Below are 16,947 nucleotides of genomic sequence, written 5' to 3'. Positions count from 1 at the left end.
GACGGCACCGAGGGGACCGGGCCGCGTGGTGGGATGACCGGCGTGGGGCGCCGGTGTCAGTGGGGCGCCGGTGTCAGTGGCGCGCCGGACCGAGGGAGAGCAACGCCGGTCCGGTGGGCGGGCCGACGAGGTCGGCGAGGGCGACCGAGTCCAGGGAGACCAGGAAACTCTCCTGCGCCTGCCGCAGGGCGCCGCGCAGCCGGCAGGCCCCGCGCAGCGGGCAGGGCGGCGCGTCGCAGTCGATGACCTCGCCCGGTCCCTCCAACGCGCGCACGATCTGCCCGACGCGCCTCGGCCGGGTGTCCGGCGCGAGGTGGACACCGCCGGCGCGGCCGCGTGTGGTCACGACCAGGTCGAGGTGCTGCAACCGCTGGACGATCTTCGCCATGTGGGTCGCCGGCACCTCCAGCGTCTCCGCCAGTTCCCGGATGGTGATGAGGCTCTCCCGGGCGGCCGTGAGCATGAGGACCCGCAGCGCGAGGTCGGTGGAGTGGGTCAGTTGCACCGGCGTGCCCCCTCGTCTCGTGTCCTTGCTTCTACGGCTCGTAGGAGTCGATACCGCCACCGTAGCAAAAGAGGAGTCGACGATGCCTCTTTTTGTGGGTGTGGCTTGGGGCACGCGATGGGCTGGGCCGCGACAGGAGGCTGGGTCGTGACACGCGCGGATCATGATGGGCCCGCGCTGACGGCCTACGGAGGGCCGCAACTACCCTGGACCGGTGCATGGTGACCACGGGCCGAACCCGCCGACGCCCGGCCGGCGCCAGGTCCGCTCGGTCGAGGCCGCCAGCCCGGCGCCGGAGCGGACGCCGGTCGCGGACGAGCCCGCGGCCGCCGGGGCGCCGGGGCGCAGGCGCGGGCCGCGGGCCTGGCTGGTGCGCGGCGCGTTGCTGGTGGCCTTCGGGCTGCTCGTGGTCGCGTTGGTCAGCGGGTGGCACGAGGTCGGCGCGTCGATCCGGTCGCTGAGCGCCCTCGGGGTGGCTGGCTCGGGGGTGGCGACCGTTGTCGCTGTCGGGCTGACCGTGCTGTCCTGGCGGGCGGTGCTCGCCGGGCTCGGCGCCAACCTGCCGGTGCGGGCCGCGACGAGGATCTTCTTCGTCGGCCAGGTCGGCAAGTACATCCCGGGCAGCGTGTGGCCGGTGCTGGCCCAGATGGAGCTGTCGCGCGACTACGGGGTGCCCCGGCCGCGCTCGGCCGCGGCGAGCCTGATCGTGCTGGCCCTCGCCGTGCCGTGCGGGGGCCTAGCGGCCGCCGTGACGTTGCCGTTCGTCTCCCGTGACGCGCTGACCCACTACTGGTGGGCGTTCGTGGCCGTGCCGGTGTTCATGGTGCTGCTGTGGCCACCGGTGCTCGGTAGGCTGCTCGCCGTCGCGTTCCGGCTGCTGCGCCGCCCGCCGATGGCCGAGCCGCTCCCGGCGCGCGCGGTGCTCGCCGGCGCCGGCTGGCTGCTCGTCAGCTTCGCCTGCTATGGCGTGGCCACCTTCCTGCTCGCGCGTGACCTCGGCGCGAGCGTCAGCGGCCCACGGCTGCTCGCGCTCGCTCTCGGCGGTTACGCGCTGGCGTGGACGGCGGGCTTCCTCGTGCTGGTGCTGCCCGCCGGCGCCGGAGTGCGGGAGGCGGTGCTGGTCCTGGTCCTCTCGCCGGCGCTCGCCAGGGAGCCGGCGGTCGTGCTCGCGGTGGTGTCCCGGCTCCTGGCCACCATCGCCGACCTCGTCTGGGCCGGCGTCGGCGTCGCCCTGCGCCCCCGAGGCGCCACCCGCGCGCCCCTCGACGGCGCCGCGCCGGCCGCGGACGCCTCGCGGCCCGACAGTTTCGCGGCCCGCCGCTGACTTTCCCCGTGCCCACACCGCGGTCGGCGACGCGGCGGATGTCGTCGCCGGCTTCCGGTTCGCGCGCGTCGAGAACGTGCTCCGCCTCAGGACAGCGTTCGGCGGCCCGAAGGGCCTGGCCGGCATCCGGGCCGCCCGCGACCGGCGGTCCGATGGGTGCCGGGCGATAGCGGCTGGGCGACAGTCGCCGGGCCGACGATGGGGCCGTTCTGCCCCGATCGTGCCCGGAGAATAGCGGACAAGGCTCGCCCGGCGAGCCTCTCCGCCTCGGTCTTTTCGGCCCGGGTAAATGCGCGGCCGAGAGACCCGATTTCGAGCTGCACCGCTTTTCCGGCGTTGCTGACCGCGATGTCGGTGCACTGGCGTGGGCCAGTGAAAGGAAAGGAACCGCCGTGATGGGCGTCAACGAAGCCGCCGTCGCCGACCCGTCGTCTCGCCGGTCGCGGGCCGGCCGTCGCCGTCACGTCCGGGCCGTGGGCACGGCGGCCGCCGCTGTCACCCCGGCGCCTACCGGGAAGGCGGTCGCCGGTCCTGGCGCGGTCGCCGGTCCTCGCGTCGTCGCCGACGACACCGCCGCCCCCGCGCCCCTGGCCGGCGTGGCGGCGGCCCCGGATGCCGCCACCCCGACCGGCGATCCCGAGGCGGCCGGGAGCCAGGCGGGCCCGGAGGGCGCGGCCGCGCCGCCGGCCGTCGGCGCGCACGCGGCCGCGGACGGCGCCGACGGCGCCGTCGCCGAACCCACCCCGCCCCCCATGAGCCGGGCCGCGGCGGCGCGGCCGGGCGGGCTGGCGACGCTCGCCGGCCTTGGCGTCGCGCTGCTGGCCGCGGCGGCGGGAATCGGTTTCGGCGTGGTGCCCATGGGGTCGCCGGAGGAGCCCGGCGACGTGGTCGAGGCCTACCTGACGGACGTGGGCGAGGCCCGTGCCTGGAGCGCCTACACGCGGCTGTGCCCGACGGCGCGGGACGCGCGGGCGACCCCGGCCGGTGTGTACGGCGTGGGTGAGTTCTGGGACGACGTGCTCGCGCGCAACGCCCGGGAGGGCGGCCCGATCCGCGAGGCCACGGTCACCGGCTTCGCCCTGGCGGCCGCGCCCGCGCCGGCGTCGGCCCGTGACATCACGGTGCTCGTCCAGCGGGCGGACGGGGTGGCCCCCCAGGTCTACCGGGTCGACCACCAGGACGGCCATTTCTGCCTGCTCACCGTCTGACGGCGCTGATCGGCAAACCGCGTCGCGACCACGACAAAAACGCGATTCCTTACCGTTCTTCTTGATAATGCACAGTACGGATCGTCGCCGCCTGGCGAGGACGAGAGCGCCGCGTTCTGGCCGGAGGCCATTGGACGCCGTCTTCCGGAGGATCTTGTGAGTCAGTATGGCCAGCAGGCGGGTTACGCCGGCCAGCCCGGCTACCCGGGCCAGCCCGGGTATGGCGCGCCCGGGCACAGCACTCCCGGGCCCGGTGCTCCCGGGTACGGCGCTCCTGGGTACGGCGCGGCGCCTGGCTACGGGGCGCCCGGCTACGGCGCGCAGCCCGGCTACGGGGCGCCCGGCTATCCCGGCGCGGCCCCGGGCGGGCCCGCGCCGAAGAAGCGGCGGCGCTGGGTCCTGCCCGTCGTCCTGTTCGTGGTGCTCCTGCTCGGCGGCTGCGCGACCGGGATCACCCTGCTGCTCAAGGTGGGTTCCGGGCCGAAGACCCTGGTCGGCGACTACCTGGGCGACGTGAAGGCCGGCCGCTATGAGCAGGCCTACAACCGGCTGTGCTCGTCGGTGAGGGACCGTGGCCCGGTCGACGCGTACGCCGCCTCGATGCGCCAGCAGGACACGGACGAAGGCCCCATCGCCAAGTACAAGGTCACCGGGTACTCCGTCTCCAAGACCGCGCTCGGCACGACCCGCGCGGTGGCGGTCACCGTGACCCGCGCCAACTCCCAGGAGCTCGTCTACCTGATCGGCAAGGACGGCGAGACGGACTGCCTGCAGAACATCTGATCGCCACTCGGGTGGGTCGCGCGGTGACCTCCCGGGAGGGGGCCCGCTCCGGACGTCCGGAGCGGGCCCCTGGTCGTCTGATGACGGTCCCCGCCGGGCATGGAACGGGCGTAGCGGAAGTTATCTACTCATCGGTAACTCTGCCGTAGGCTGGCGATGCGCCGCCGGGCCACCACCGGGCGTCGCGCTGTCAGCCGATCGTTCTCGCCGGGGAGGACGCTGTGTTCAAGGCATCCCGCGGTGCCATCCGCGACGTCGTGTTCGTCGACGGGGTACGTACCCCGTTTGGTAAGGCCAAGGGGGTATACGCAGAGACCCGCGCCGACGATCTGGTCGTCCGGGTCATCCGGGAGTTGCTGCGCCGAAACCCGTCACTGCCGCCGGAGCGGGTCGACGACGTCGCGATCGCCGCGACCACCCAGATCGGCGACCAGGGGCTGACGATCGGGCGTGTCGCCGGGATCCTGTCCGGGCTACCGGAAACGGTGCCCGGCTACGCGATCGACCGGATGTGCGCCGGCGCCGTGACCGCGGTGACCACCACCGCGTCCGCGATCGGGATCGGCGCCTACGACGTCGCGATCGCCGGCGGCGTGGAGCACATGGGCCGTCACCCGATGGGCGAGGGCGTCGACCCCAACCCCCGCTTCGTCTCCGAGAAGCTGGTCGACCCGTCCGCGCTGGTCATGGGCATGACCGCCGAGAACGTGCACGACCGCTACCCGGACATCACGAAGGCGCGTGCCGACGCCTACGCCGCCGCCTCCCAGGAGAAGGTCGCGAAGGCCTACGCCGACGGCAGGATCCAGCCCGACCTCGTGCCGGTCGCGGCCCGCCATGCCACCACCGGCTGGGAGTACGTGACGGTCGACGAGCCGCCCCGCCCCGGCACCACCGTCGAGGGCCTGGCGGGCCTGAAGACCCCGTTCCGCCCGCACGGCCGGGTGACGGCCGGGAACTCCGCCGGCATCAACGACGGCGCCACCGGCTGCGTCCTGGCCGCCGCGGACGTCGTCGAGGAACTCGGCCTGACGAAGAAGATGACGCTCGTCGGCTTCGGCTTCGCCGGTGTGTCGCCCGCGGTGATGGGCGTGGGTCCGATCCCGTCGACCGAGAAGGCGCTCGCCCGCACGGGCCTCACGATCGACGACATCGGCCTGTTCGAGCTGAACGAGGCGTTCGCGGTGCAGGTGCTGGCGTTTCTCGACCACTTCGGCCTCGCGGACGACGACCCGCGGGTCAACCCCTACGGGGGCGCGATCGCGTTCGGCCACCCGTTGGCGAGCTCCGGAGTGCGGCTGATGACACAGCTCGCCCGCGAGTTCGAGGAGCACCCCGAGGTGCGCTACGGCCTGACCGCGATGTGCGTCGGCTTCGGGATGGGCGCGACCACCATCTGGGAGAACCCGCACTTCAACGCCTGATGCCGGACCCACGCCCGACGCTGGAACTCACCAAACGGCGCGGAGACGTGCCCGCGGAGGCCCGTCCCCGAGCGAAGCGAGGTGGACGGCCCCCATCAGTACCCCGATCCGCGACGTCACAACGTTAAGCAACCGAGCTGGCGCGCAGGCGCGCCTCCGCGGAGGCCCCCTTGCGAGAGAAGCGAGGTGGCCGGGCCCCATCAGTACCCCGATCCGCGACGTCACAACGTTAAGCAACCGAGCTGGCGCGTAGGCGTGCCTGCGCGGAGGCCCCCCTTGCGAGCGAAGCGAGGCAAGGGGGGCCGCAGCGGAGGTCGCCGGAGCGCACGTTCGCGGAGGAGGACGCGGCGCGGAGGTCCCGTCGGAGCGCAGCGAGGACGGGGCCGGAGCGTCGCGCCCGGACGGAGCGAACCAGAGATACGGAGCCACAGCATGAGCACGAAAGTCGCGCTGGACTTTCCGGACGAGGTCGTCACGCACGCCTACGTCCGCTACGCCCAGCTTCCCGGGGTCGACGGCCCGGTGGCCCTGATCACGCTCGACAACGGGCATGACCACACCCGGCCCAACACGTTCGGCCCGGCCGGGCTGCGCGAGCTGCTCGCGGCGGTCGACGAGATCGAGACCCACACCCCGCCGGTCGCCGCGGTCGCCGTCACCGGCAAGCCGTTCATCTTCTGCGTGGGCGCGGACCTGGCGTTCCGGTCGTCGCTGACCGACCCGGACCAGATCCGTCCCGCGATCGAGGCGCTCGGCGAGCTGGGCCACCGGGCGCTGCGCCGGGTCGGCGAGGGCCGTCTCGGCAACCGCAAGGTTCCCACGTTCGCGCTGGTCAACGGCGCGGCGATGGGCGGTGGCCTGGAGCTCGCGCTGCACTGCGACTACCGGGCGTTCTCCGCCGGCATCCCGGTCGTCGCGCTGCCCGAGGTGTTCCTCGGACTGGTACCCGGCTGGGGAGGCACCCAGCTGCTGCCGAACCTGGTCGGCGCCGAGGCGGCGGTCACGCTGGCGATCGAGAACCCGCTCAACACCAACCGCACCCTCAAGGGGCCGCAGGCGGCGAAGCTGGGGCTGGCCGACATCCTGCTGGAGCCCGCGGACTTCCTCGAGGAGGCGCTCGCCTGGGTCGGCCGGGTGCTGCGCGGCCTCGGCGAACAGGCGCGCGACGATGGCGAAGCCTCGCGCGGCCGGGGGCTGTCAGACGGCATCGCCGACCCGCGAGCGGCCCGTCCGGTCGTCGCGCGCGGCCAGGCGTGGGCGGACGCGCTCGCGCGCGGCCAGGCGCTCGCCGACGCCAGGCTGCACGGCTCCGCTCCCGCCGCCTACCGGGCCCTCGAGCTGATGGCCCTGGCCGAGACGGCCGACCGCGAGGCCGGCTACGCCGCCGAGACGACGGCGCTGGCGGACCTGGCGGTCTCCGACGAGCTGGCCGCCAGCCTCTACGCCTTCGACCTGACGCAGAAGCGCGCCCGCAAGCCGGTCGGCGGGCCGGACAGGTCGCTGGCCCGTCCGGTGACGAAGGTCGGTGTCGTCGGCGCCGGGCTGATGGCGGGACAGCTGGCCCTGCTGTTCGCCCAGCGCCTCGAGGTGCCGGTCGTGCTCACCGACCTCGACCAGGCCCGCCTGGACAGGGGCGTCGGCTACGTCCACCAGGAGATCGAGAACCTGCGGTCGCGCGGGCGGGTGTCGGCCGACAAGGCCAACCGCCTGCGGGCGCTGGTCACCGGGTCGCTGACCAAGGACGCGTTCGCCGACGCCGATCTCGTCATCGAGGCCGTCTTCGAGGATCTGAAGGTCAAGAAGGCCGTGCTGGGCGAGTTGGAGGCGGTCGTCCGGCCGGACGCGCTGCTGCTCACGAACACGTCCGCGCTGTCGGTGTCCGAGATGGCCGCGGGCCTGGCCCATCCGGAGCGGGTCGCCGGGCTGCACTTCTTCAACCCGGTGGCGGTGCTGCCGCTCGTCGAGGTGGTGCGGGCCGCGAAGACCGACGACGCGTCTGTCGCCACGACGCTGGCGGTGGCCAAGAGCCTCGGCAAGAACGCGGTGCTCGTCAAGGACGCGCCGGCGTTCGTCGTCAACCGGCTGCTCACCCGCTTCCTGGGCGAGGTGCTGGGCGCGATCGAGGCGGGCACGCCCGTCGCCGAGGCGGACACCGCGCTCGATCCGCTGGGCCTGCCGATGTCACCGCTGACCCTGCTCACGCTGGTCGGCCCGCCGGTGGCGCTGCACGTCGCCGAGACGCTGCACGAGGCGTTCCCTGACCGGTTCCGCGACCCGGCGGGCCTCGCCCGGGTGGTCGCCGCCGGCAAGACGAGCATCTACACGACCGGTCCGGACGGCACGCAGGTCGTCGACGAGGAGGCGGCGGCGCTCGCCCGCGGCTCGTCGGCCGGATTCGGCGCGGCCGCGGGGTCGGGGCTCGCCCCGAGCGGCGACGAGGTCCGTTCCTCGGCCCTCGCGGCGCTCGCCCAGGAGATCCGGCTGCTGCTGGACGAGGGCGTCGTCGCCGAGGCCGCCGACGTCGACCTTTGCATGATCCTCGGTGCCGGCTGGCCGTTCCACCTGGGCGGCATCACGCCGTACCTGGACCGTGCCGGCGTCAGCGAGAAGATCGCCGGCCGGCGCTTCAGCCCGCCGGGCGTGGCCACGGTCCACTGAACGGCTCGACGGCGCCGAGCGGCACGGGAGGGGTCCTCGCCAACCGCGCGAGGGCCCCTCGCGCGCGCTGAGCCTCGTTCAGGAGGTGTCGCGGCGCGTCGTGGCGCTACCGCGGCGTCGTCGGCTGCTCCTCGTGGCCCGGGCACCACTGGTCGGCGGGCACTCTCGCGCGCACCTGCTCCACGTGGTCGCCGCAGCCGGCCCAGGTGGTCTTGCCGCAGGTGGCGCAGCGGACGGGCTGACACATCGTGATCTCTCCTTCGGGGAAAGCCGACCGGGACCCGACCGCATCGTGCCAGACCGGGCCGGCCGGCAGGGCCTGCCCGCCTCCGCGTCCTCCAGCCCGGCGCGCGTCCGGCGCCGCGGCCCGGGGGCGGGTCGGTGTGTCGGTGTGTCTGTCAGGCGTCGGTGAGCTCACGGGGCACGGCGACGACGTCGACCAGGGCGCCGTTGCGCCAGACGGTGACCTCCAGGCGGCGGCCGATGGCGTGCTCGACCATGAGGCGCTGGATCGCGGTGCTGGTGTCGATCCGCTGCCCGTCGACGGACAGGACGACGTCGCCGCGACGCAGGCCGGCGCGTTCGGCCGGGCTGCCCTCGACGACCTGGGCCACGCGCAGGCCGCTGCGCCGGCCCACCTTGGCGGCGAGCGCCGGCGGCAGCGGCGCCTGGCCGCCCGCGATGCCGAGCCAGGCGCGACGCACCCGGCCGTGGCGCATCAGGGTGGCGATCAGCCCGCGGGTGGTTTCGTTGATCGGGACGGCGAGGCCGAGGCCGACCCCGGCCACCGCCGTGTTGACGCCGACCATCCGGCCTCGGCTGTCGGCGAGCACGCCGCCGCTGTTGCCCGGGTTGAGCGCGGCGTCGGTCTGGATCACCTCGTCGACGACCCGGCCCGCCTTGGTCGGCAGCGACCGTCCCAGGGCGGAGACGATGCCGGCGGTGACGCTGCCGGCCAGGCCGAGCGGGTTGCCCAGCGCGACGACCAGTTGGCCGACCTTCAGCCGGCCGGCGTCGCCGAGTGTCACCGGTGGCGGCACCGCGCCGCGCGCCCGCAGCACCGCCAGGTCGGACAGCGGGTCGCGGCCGATGACGTCGGCGGTGACGTCGGCGCCGTCGGTGAAGGTGGCCTCGGCCTGGTCGGCGCCCTCGACGACGTGCGCGCTGGTCAACAGGAACCCGTCGGCGGTCAGCACGCTCGCGCTGCCGGCCCCCTGCCCCCGCCGGCCGCGCACGCGCAGGCTCGCGACGCTGGGCAGCACCGTGCGGGCGACGTGGACGACGGCCGCCGAGTAGGCGTCGAGAGCCTCGTGCTCGGCGGCCTCGTGCTCGGCCGCGGCCTCCTGCTCCGCGGCCGCCTCGTGCGCGGCCGCGTCCTCTGGCGCGCCGCCGGACACGACATCATCGCTCATGCCGCGACCAACCAGCGGCGCCCATGGATCGTGCCCGGGTTCGCGCACGGCGGACATCTCGGACCAAGCCGGGACGCGCCGCGGGCGCCAGGCCGCCCGGCGGCGGCGACGTCGGCCGGCGCGACCACGCCGTCCCGGCGCTAGCCGGCGGTGGCAGCCGGATCCGGCAGGGCACCGGCGATCACGGTGGCGGTGAGGGCGACCTGCCAGGGGCGGGCGCCACCGGCGCGCAGCAGCTCCGCCACGTTCGCCGCCGTCGGCTCGCTCGGCGGCGACCAGGCCACCCTCCGGGTCAGGGCCGGCTCGATCAGGTTCTCCACCGGCATGGTGTGCCTGGCCGCGATCGCGTTCAGGCCGGCGCGGACCCGGGTGAGCCGGGCCGCGGCGACCGGATCGCGCTCGGCCCACCGGTTGGGGGGTGGCAGCCCGTCGCCGCTGGCGGACGCCGTCGCCGACGGCAGCTCGGCGTCGGGCAGCGCCGTCGCCTCGGCCAGCGCCCCCATCCACACGTTCGCGGTGCGGCGTAGCCGCGGCCCGGAGAACACCGGCAGCTTCACCAGCTCGCCGGCGTCCGCGGGAGCGTTGAGCACCGCGTCGATGATCGCGCTGTCCGGCAGCACCCGGCCGGGCGCGATGTCGCGAGCCCGAGCGATCTTGTCCCGGGCGTTCCACATCGAGCGCACCGCGGCCAGCTGGCGGCGGCTGCGGGCCCGGTGGATGCCGCTGGTGCGCCGCCATGGCTCGGCCCGGGGCTCACGGGGCGGGGCCGCGACGATCGCCGCGAACTCCTGCAGGGCGAACTCCAGCTTGTCCGCCTCGGCGAGCTGCTCCGTCAGCGCGTCGCGCAGCTCGACGAGCAGCTCCACGTCGAGCGCCGCGTAGCGCAGCCACGGCTCCGGCAGCGGCCTGGTCGACCAGTCGGCCGCCGAGTGCCCCTTCTCCAGTCCGAACCCCAGGACCCGTTCGACCATCATCCCGAGGCCGACCCGCTCGTAGCCGAGCAGCCGGCCGGCGAGCTCGGTGTCGAACAGCGTGGTCGGGCGCAGCCCCAGCTCGGCCAGGCAGGGCAGATCCTGGCTCGCGGCGTGCAGCACCCACTCGACCGAGCTGACCTTCTCCTGGATGACGCTGAGATCCGGCAGCGCGACCGGGTCGATGAGCGCCGTGCCGGTGCCGCGCCGCCGGATCTGCACCAGGTAGGCGCGCTGGCTGTAGCGGTAGCCGGAGGCCCGCTCGGCGTCGAACGCCACCGGCCCCTCGCCGACGGCGAGTCGCTCGGCGATCTCGGCCAGGGCCTTGGCATCGGTGATGACGGGTGGTACGCCCTCGACCGGTTCCAGCAGGGGGGTGACGGCGGGCGACACCGGCTCTGCCGCATCGGTCACGTCTGGTCTGCCACCCCCGCTGAGCTGCTGTGTTGAGTTCGGAACCGTCGACGTCACGATCGGCGATGGTACGTGTGAAAGCCGCTGTTGGCAGGCCGCTCGGCGGATCAATCGTACCGTTTATACGCTTCGTAGTGAGGCAACCCGCGACCGTGACCGGCGTCGGGCGAGTATGTGCGCGGCTCGCCCGACCTGGCCGGGCTGCCACCGTGGGTCCCGGGCGGTGCCGTCGGGGTCTCGCCGAGCGTCAGAAGCGTCGCCCTGGCAGGGGGACCACTCCGGCGAGGCGGGGCGGCAGCCCAGCCATCGCGGCCAGCAGATCGGCGAAGGCGTGCAGGTGGGCCGCGGTCCCCTGGGCGGACCAGGGCGTGCCCGCCCCCTCGTCGGGACGCGGCTGGCCGTCGCGGCGGCCAGCCGTCTCGGCCCAGTCCGGCGACCAGGAGCAGCGCACCTCGACGTCGAAGCTGTCACCGTCGTCGGCGAGCAGGCCGAAGCGGCGTGACGTGGTGGTGGTGACCGTGCCGCCGAGGGCGCGCGCGTCGGCGCCGTGCGCCGCCAGCGCCTCGACCAGCCACGACCAGGCCACCTCGGGCAGCATCGGGTCGGTGGCCACCTCCGGCTCCACGGCGGCCCGCGCGTAGCAGACCATCCGGGCGGTGCCCTCCCAGGCGGCGTGCCCGGCGGGATCGAACAGCAGGACGAACCGGCCGGAGGCGAGGTCGTCGGCGTCGTTCGTCAGGCCGGCGGCCAGCGCGAACGCGTAGGGGGCGACCCGGCTCGGCGGGGTCGTCTCGTGGACGGTCACCTCGGGACGCACGGCCGTGAGCGCGTCGCGCAGCGCCGCCGTCGCCGTGGCGAAGACGGCCGGGCCCGCCGCCAGCGGCGCGGCCTTCGCCGCTGTCGCGGCCCCGGCGTCGGGTGACAGCGGGGCGCCCATGGCGGCCACGTTAGGGCGTACGCGGAGATCCCGCTGCCCGGACGCCGGAGCGTGCTGTTTCGCTCCCGATGGGTGGGTTCGGTGGGGAACGACCCGACGTTGCCCGCCGGATCCGAGGACGACGCCGGAGGGGTAGGGCTCCGGCGCCGGGCTGCGCAGGCTCACGCCAGCGACCGCCGGGCCTGCCCCGCCCCGACCCTCCGCCGCGGCTCGGGCTGGGCGTCGGCCGCGGCGGGCGACCGGCCCGCCGTCGGGCTCGGGCTCCCGGCCGACGGGCGGACCAACCGCGCCGCCGGCTGGCCGGCCGGGTCCGGCGCGTGGGCACCGCGGGCGTCACGGCCGGTGTCCAGCTGGGTCAGGGGGGCGACCAGGACGGCGGCGCCGCACTCGACGCACGCTCGCTCGGGGCAGTCGGCGCCGTGGCCGTCCAGGCACTCCGGCTGCTCGAACGGCCGCTCGTCCGCGCACTCGGGGCAATACAGACGAACGGTCTGATCAAGCTCGCGCACGCGGAGCATGACCGCACCTCCTATGGCCGGCTGTGGATGCCGATCGGCACTTCCGCGAACTTTGACGGATGCGGGTCGCGCCGCCGCGTCCGGGGTCTCACGCGGCGAGGCGCTGTCCGCGCCAGATGCTCGCGACAACGGCCACCTCCGGTTCCCTCGGCCCCTGGTCGAGCGGCGCTCGGCGTCAGAGCCCGGCGCGGGGGAGAGCCCCCGGGGCACTGCCGCGGTTCGGGACGAACTGCCCAAAGCGGCGCGCGGGCCGGCCTGGCCCGGCGGGACAACGTGCGCCCTCTGCGCCCATTCGGACGGCACAGACGGTGCCACGACCAGGGCTGATCTCCACGCATTCCCCCCGGCGTGTCGCGGCCGGACCACGTGTGCGCCGCCCGCGGCACATGTCGCGACCGTTCCTGTTCCACCCGTTGGGTACCTGATGGGCGTTCGCCCGCCCGCGTGGTGGGGCGGCCCTCGTCGCGCGGGGCTGTTCCAGGGACCCTCGCCATGCCTCCGGGTGGCCGAAGGGGTAATTTCTACGGTACGTAGAAGACGCGACGCGACGCCGGTCGCCCGCGCGTGTCACGATCGGAGCATGGGCGTGAGCGCGAGCGAGGGTTCCCGGGCGTCGCTGGCCGATGGCGGGGGAGCGATGAGCGAGCGAACGGAGCAGGGCCGCGGCCGTGTGGGCGCCGCGGCCGACACGGTGACCGGCGGCGCCGCGGCCGCCGGCCCGGTGACCACCGCCGGTCCGCGCCGGCCGGGGCTGGCCGAGCGCGCGCGGCTGCTGCGCGCCGCTCGCCGGGAGCCGACCGACGTCGCGCCGGTGTGGTTCATGCGCCAGGCCGGGAGGGCGTTGCCCGAGTACCGGGCCCTGCGTGCCGGCGTCCCGATGCTCGACTCCTGCAAGGACGCCGCGCTCATCACCGAGATCACGCTGCAGCCGGTGCGCCGGTTCGGGACGGACGCGGCGATCTTCTTCTCCGACATCGTCGTGCCGCTGGTCGCGATCGGCATGGACATCGACATCGTCGCCGGCACCGGCCCGGTGGTCGCCCAGCCGATCCGCGACGCCGAGGGGCTCTCGGCGCTGCGCCCGCTCGCGCCGGACGACGTGCCCTACATCCACGACGCGGTGCGGCTGCTGCTCGCCGAGCTCGGCGACGTCCCGCTGATCGGCTTCGCCGGCGCGCCGTTCACGCTCGCCAGCTACCTCGTCGAGGGTGGGCCGAGCCGCACGCACGCCAGGACCAAGCGGCTCATGTACACCGCTCCCGACCTGTGGCACGCGCTGCTCGACCGCCTCGCGGACGTCACGATCGGGTTCCTGCGGGTCCAGGTCGACGCCGGCGTGGACGCGGTGCAGCTGTTCGACTCCTGGGCCGGCGCGCTCGACGAGGCCGACTACCGCCGCTACGTCGCGCCGCACAGCGCCAAGGTGCTGGGCGCGTTCGAGGGCGCCGGGGTGCCGAGGATCCACTTCGGCGTGAACACCGGCGAGCTGCTCACGGCGATGGGGGAGGCCGGCGCGGACGTCGTCGGCGTCGACTGGCGGGTCGCGCTCGACGAGGCCGCCCGCCGGATCGGCCCCGGCCGCGCGGTGCAGGGCAACCTGGACCCGACCGCGGTGTTCGCCCCGCCGGACGTGCTCGCCGGCAAGGTCAGCGACGTGCTGCAGCGCGGCGCGAAGGCCGAGGGCCACATCTTCAACCTCGGCCACGGCGTCCTGCCGGAGACCGATCCGGGCGTGCTCGCCCACATCGTCGACCTCGTCCATGAGGGATGACGGATAACGCGGCCCCGCCGCGAGACAGGACGACTCCGCCGCGGGAGCGCGCGGGTCCGTGGGTCAGGCCGGCCCCGTCCCCGCCGGCACGGAGGAGCGACACGACGTGCGAGTGGTGATCGTCGGAGGGGGCATCGCGGGGCTCGCCGCGGCGCACGCGCTGGCTGGCAAGGCCGAGGTGACGGTGCTGGAGGCCGGCGCCCGCGTCGGCGGCAAGCTGCGTACCACCCCGTTCGAGGGGCTCGACCTCGAGGAGGGCGCCGAGTCGTTCCTTGCCCGGGTCCCCGAGGGGCAGCGGCTCGCCCGCCAGGTCGGCCTCGGGCACGACATCGTCCACCCGGCAACCACCTCGGCGTCGCTGTGGATCAACGGGAGGCTCCGGCCGATCCCGCCGAACACGCTGCTCGGGGTGCCGACCGACGCGCTCGGGCTGGTCCGGTCCCGGGTGCTGTCCCCGCGAGGGCTCCTGCGCGCCGCCGCGGATCTGGCGCTGCCGCGCACGAAGCTGCCCGACGACCCGACGGTCGGCGAGTACGTCGGCGCCCGGGTCGGCCGCCAGATCGTCGACCGGCTCGTCGACCCGCTGCTGGGCGGGGTCTACGCCGGCCGCGCCGACGCGCTGTCGCTGCGGGCCACCGTTCCCCAGTTGGTGCCGATCCTGGCCGAGGACCGCTCGCTGCTGCTGGGCGCCCACCGGGTGCGGGCCAGGACCGCGCCGGTCGCCGCGACAGGGCCGTCGCCGGTGTTCGCCACCGTGCGCGGCGGGCTGGGCACGTTCGCCGCCCGGGTCGCCGAGGCCAGCGGCGCCACCGTGCGCACGGGAATGATCGCCCGGCGGCTCGCCCGGGTCGAGGGCGGCTGGCGGGTCGACGTCGACGAGGCCGGCGCGGCTGGCGACATCGGTGCCGTTGTCACCGGTCCCCGCGGCAACGCCTCGCTGGACGCCGACGCGGTGATCCTCGCGGTGCCCGCCGGCGTCGCCCGGGACCTGCTCACCCCGATCGCGCCGCACGCCGCCGCGCCGCTGGCCGGCGTGCCGTACGCCTCCATCGGGCTGGTCACCCTGGTCTACCGGGATGTCGACCTGCCCGCCGGCAGCGGCTTCCTGGTGCCCGCGCGTGAGCGGGCCACCATCAAGGCCGCCACCTACCTGTCGGCCAAGTGGCCGCACGTGTCCGCCGGCGGCCCGTTGCGGGTGGTGCGCGCGAGCGTCGGGCGAGCCGGCGCCGAGCAGGACCTGCGGCGCTCCGACGTGGAGCTCGCCGGTGTCGTCGCCGCCGAGATCGCGCACGCCACCGGGCTGTCGGCCCGCCCGGTCGCGAGCCGGGTCAGCCGGTGGGGCGGGGGGCTGCCGCAGTACCTGCCCGGGCACCTGGAGCGGGTCGCCATGGTGCGCCGGGCGCTGCCGCCGGGCCTGGCGCTCGCCGGCGCCGGCTACGACGGCGTCGGCATCCCGGCCTGCATCCGCTCCGGCGAGGCGGCCGCGGAGGCGGTGCTGGGGGCGGTCGACGACGCGGTCGTGGGTTCGGTCGCCGCCCGGCGGGGACCCCGGGAAGAGCTCAGCCAGCAGCACGCGAGTCGCGAGGAAGAATAGACCTATGTCCGAGTCCCAGCCTGTGCCCGCGACCCAGCCGGAGCCGGAGGCGGCACGCCCCGCGGCGGCGGCCGAGGCGAAGTCCGCCCGTGACCTGAACGCGGAGCTGCTTTACACCAGCTGGTCGGTGTTCGCCGCGCGCCGCCCGCTGCCCGCCGACCGCTCCGCCGTGGCGGCCGAGGTCGACGCCCTGCTCGACGGCGCGCTCGCCAAGGACGTCTACACCCGCGGCGTCTACGAGATCTCCGGCTACCGCGCGGACGCCGACGTGATGATCTGGTGGACCTCCCCCGACCCGGACCTGCTGCAGGAGACCTACCAGCGCTTCCGGCAGACCACCCTCGGCGCGCACCTCGAGCCGGTCTGGTCGGCCGTCGGCCTGCACCGGCCGGCCGAGTTCAACCGCAGCCACATCCCGGCCTACGTCCGGCGTGAGGACCCGCGTCCCTACGTCTGCGTCTACCCGTTCAACCGGTCGCTGGAGTGGTACCTGCTGCCGGACTACGAGCGGCGCGGGATGCTCGCCGAGCACGGGATCATGGGCCGGGAGTACGAGGACGTGCGGGCCAACACGGTGTCCGCGTTCGGCCTCGGCGACTACGAGTGGCTGCTCGCCTTCGAGGCGGACCAGCTGCACCGGATCGTCGACTGCATCCGCCACCTGCGCGCCAGCGCCGCCCGCCGGCACACCCGGCTGGAGACCCCCTTCTACACCGGCGCCCGCAAGGCGGTCACCGACATCGTCGCCGCCCTGCCGTAGCCGTCACCCGGCCGTGCCGGCCGGCGCTCCACGACCACCGAGGGGTCGGGCTTCGTGCCCGGCCCCTTCGTCGTCGGCGGTCGCGTGATGTGTGTGACGTCGAGCCAGGCGGCTGGGTACGGTCGGCGCCCGCGCAGGCGCCCCCACCCGTCGTGCGGACGCCGACCGCTCCCGGGCCGCCGCCCGGGCTTCGCGGACAGTAGCACTTCCGATCGGTTGTGTAACTCATTCGCCAGGCGCTGGGCACGCCGCGTGTTCATTGGCGGGTTCCCGAAGATGGCAATGGTCGAATCTGAACCAGAGATGGCGAGTTTTTAACAGAACGTAATCGTGGAGCGTTAGCCTCCGGATCGTCGTCGATGCCCGGGCTCGGTCGGTTGGCGTGGTCTGTTACCAAGGGGCGCTGATCGGTCGAGTGCCGGGAGCAGGTAAGTTGCCCCCAATGGTCGGCATGTCGGTCAACGCCCGGAGTGTTGGGGTCGGGCGAGGATCGCGACCGGCGGGAGCACGGTCGTGACGGTTCCGCGACTCCACGTGGCCAGGCCACGCCGGACGTGGGAACGGGGTGCGCGGGGGGCGCGCCGAGGCGGCGAGGTCGCGCGCGACTGTTCCGGCGCGCGGCCACCAGGCACTCGGGGGGATACCGGTGGAGCTGCCCACCGCGGAGG

14 protein-coding genes are annotated in these 16,947 nt (G+C 74.8%); 8 read left to right on the top strand and 6 right to left on the bottom strand.

The annotated features are described in order from the left end of the window. Positions 1 to 73 precede the first annotated feature (73 nt). The gene (locus I6A81_RS24455; RefSeq protein WP_203006872.1) at positions 74 to 505 is read right to left on the bottom strand and encodes an RrF2 family transcriptional regulator; all 432 of its coding nucleotides are present in this window, start codon (positions 503 to 505) and stop codon (positions 74 to 76) included. 214 nt (positions 506 to 719) lie between these two features. Between I6A81_RS24455 and I6A81_RS24450 the strand changes: the two genes are divergently transcribed. From I6A81_RS24450 to I6A81_RS24430, 5 genes are all read left to right on the top strand, one after another. Next, entirely contained in the window at positions 720 to 1,829 is a 1,110-nt protein-coding gene (locus tag I6A81_RS24450) for a lysylphosphatidylglycerol synthase transmembrane domain-containing protein (RefSeq protein WP_203006873.1), read from the top strand. A 395-nt stretch (positions 1,830 to 2,224) separates the two neighbouring features. Continuing rightward, complete coding sequence (locus I6A81_RS24445; protein WP_203010314.1) at positions 2,225 to 3,037, top strand: hypothetical protein; 813 nt, start codon at positions 2,225 to 2,227, stop codon at positions 3,035 to 3,037. Between the two features lie 156 nt (positions 3,038 to 3,193). Next, positions 3,194 to 3,820 (top strand): hypothetical protein, encoded by a 627-nt coding sequence (locus I6A81_RS24440; protein WP_203006612.1) that lies wholly within the window; start codon positions 3,194 to 3,196, stop codon positions 3,818 to 3,820. A gap of 221 nt (positions 3,821 to 4,041) precedes the next feature. After that, positions 4,042 to 5,244 (top strand): thiolase family protein, encoded by a 1,203-nt coding sequence (locus I6A81_RS24435; RefSeq protein ID WP_203006613.1) that lies wholly within the window; start codon positions 4,042 to 4,044, stop codon positions 5,242 to 5,244. Between the two features lie 432 nt (positions 5,245 to 5,676). Further along, a complete protein-coding gene (locus tag I6A81_RS24430) occupies positions 5,677 to 7,902 on the top strand; it encodes a 3-hydroxyacyl-CoA dehydrogenase NAD-binding domain-containing protein (protein WP_203006614.1) in 2,226 nt (741 codons plus the stop codon). A gap of 106 nt (positions 7,903 to 8,008) precedes the next feature. Here the strand turns inward: I6A81_RS24430 and I6A81_RS24425 are convergent, their stop codons facing one another. From I6A81_RS24425 to I6A81_RS24405, 5 genes are all read right to left on the bottom strand, one after another. Further along, positions 8,009 to 8,149 carry a hypothetical protein gene (locus I6A81_RS24425; protein ID WP_203006615.1) on the bottom strand — a complete coding sequence of 47 codons (141 nt, stop codon included), beginning with the start codon at positions 8,147 to 8,149 and terminating at the stop codon, positions 8,009 to 8,011. A gap of 151 nt (positions 8,150 to 8,300) precedes the next feature. Then, positions 8,301 to 9,314, bottom strand: a complete 1,014-nt coding sequence (locus tag I6A81_RS24420; protein ID WP_238430651.1) for a S1C family serine protease — start codon at positions 9,312 to 9,314, stop codon at positions 8,301 to 8,303. A gap of 140 nt (positions 9,315 to 9,454) precedes the next feature. Continuing rightward, entirely contained in the window at positions 9,455 to 10,678 is a 1,224-nt protein-coding gene (locus tag I6A81_RS24415; protein ID WP_407661363.1) for a ribonuclease D, read from the bottom strand. 268 nt (positions 10,679 to 10,946) lie between these two features. Beyond that, entirely contained in the window at positions 10,947 to 11,636 is a 690-nt protein-coding gene (locus I6A81_RS24410) for a DUF3000 domain-containing protein (protein WP_203006617.1), read from the bottom strand. 161 nt (positions 11,637 to 11,797) lie between these two features. Then, entirely contained in the window at positions 11,798 to 12,154 is a 357-nt protein-coding gene (locus I6A81_RS24405) for a hypothetical protein (protein ID WP_203006618.1), read from the bottom strand. Between the two features lie 637 nt (positions 12,155 to 12,791). On the opposite strand from I6A81_RS24405, the gene hemE reads away from it, so the two are divergent. The 3 genes from hemE to hemQ all read left to right on the top strand — a co-directional run bounded on the left by hemE (position 12,792) and on the right by hemQ (position 16,279). Further along, entirely contained in the window at positions 12,792 to 13,925 is a 1,134-nt protein-coding gene (hemE, locus tag I6A81_RS24400) for a uroporphyrinogen decarboxylase (RefSeq protein ID WP_203006619.1), read from the top strand. 106 nt (positions 13,926 to 14,031) lie between these two features. Next, complete coding sequence (gene hemG, locus I6A81_RS24395) at positions 14,032 to 15,519, top strand: protoporphyrinogen oxidase (protein WP_203006620.1); 1,488 nt, start codon at positions 14,032 to 14,034, stop codon at positions 15,517 to 15,519. A gap of 4 nt (positions 15,520 to 15,523) precedes the next feature. Next, positions 15,524 to 16,279, top strand: coding sequence for a hydrogen peroxide-dependent heme synthase (gene hemQ / locus I6A81_RS24390; protein WP_238430652.1), 756 nt, complete (start codon positions 15,524 to 15,526; stop codon positions 16,277 to 16,279). Positions 16,280 to 16,947: the final 668 nt, after the last annotated feature.

Source organism: Frankia nepalensis, assembly GCF_016786325.1.
GTDB lineage: Bacteria > Actinomycetota > Actinomycetes > Frankiales > Frankiaceae > Pseudofrankia > Pseudofrankia nepalensis.
This window is presented reverse-complemented; position numbering and strand designations above follow the sequence as displayed.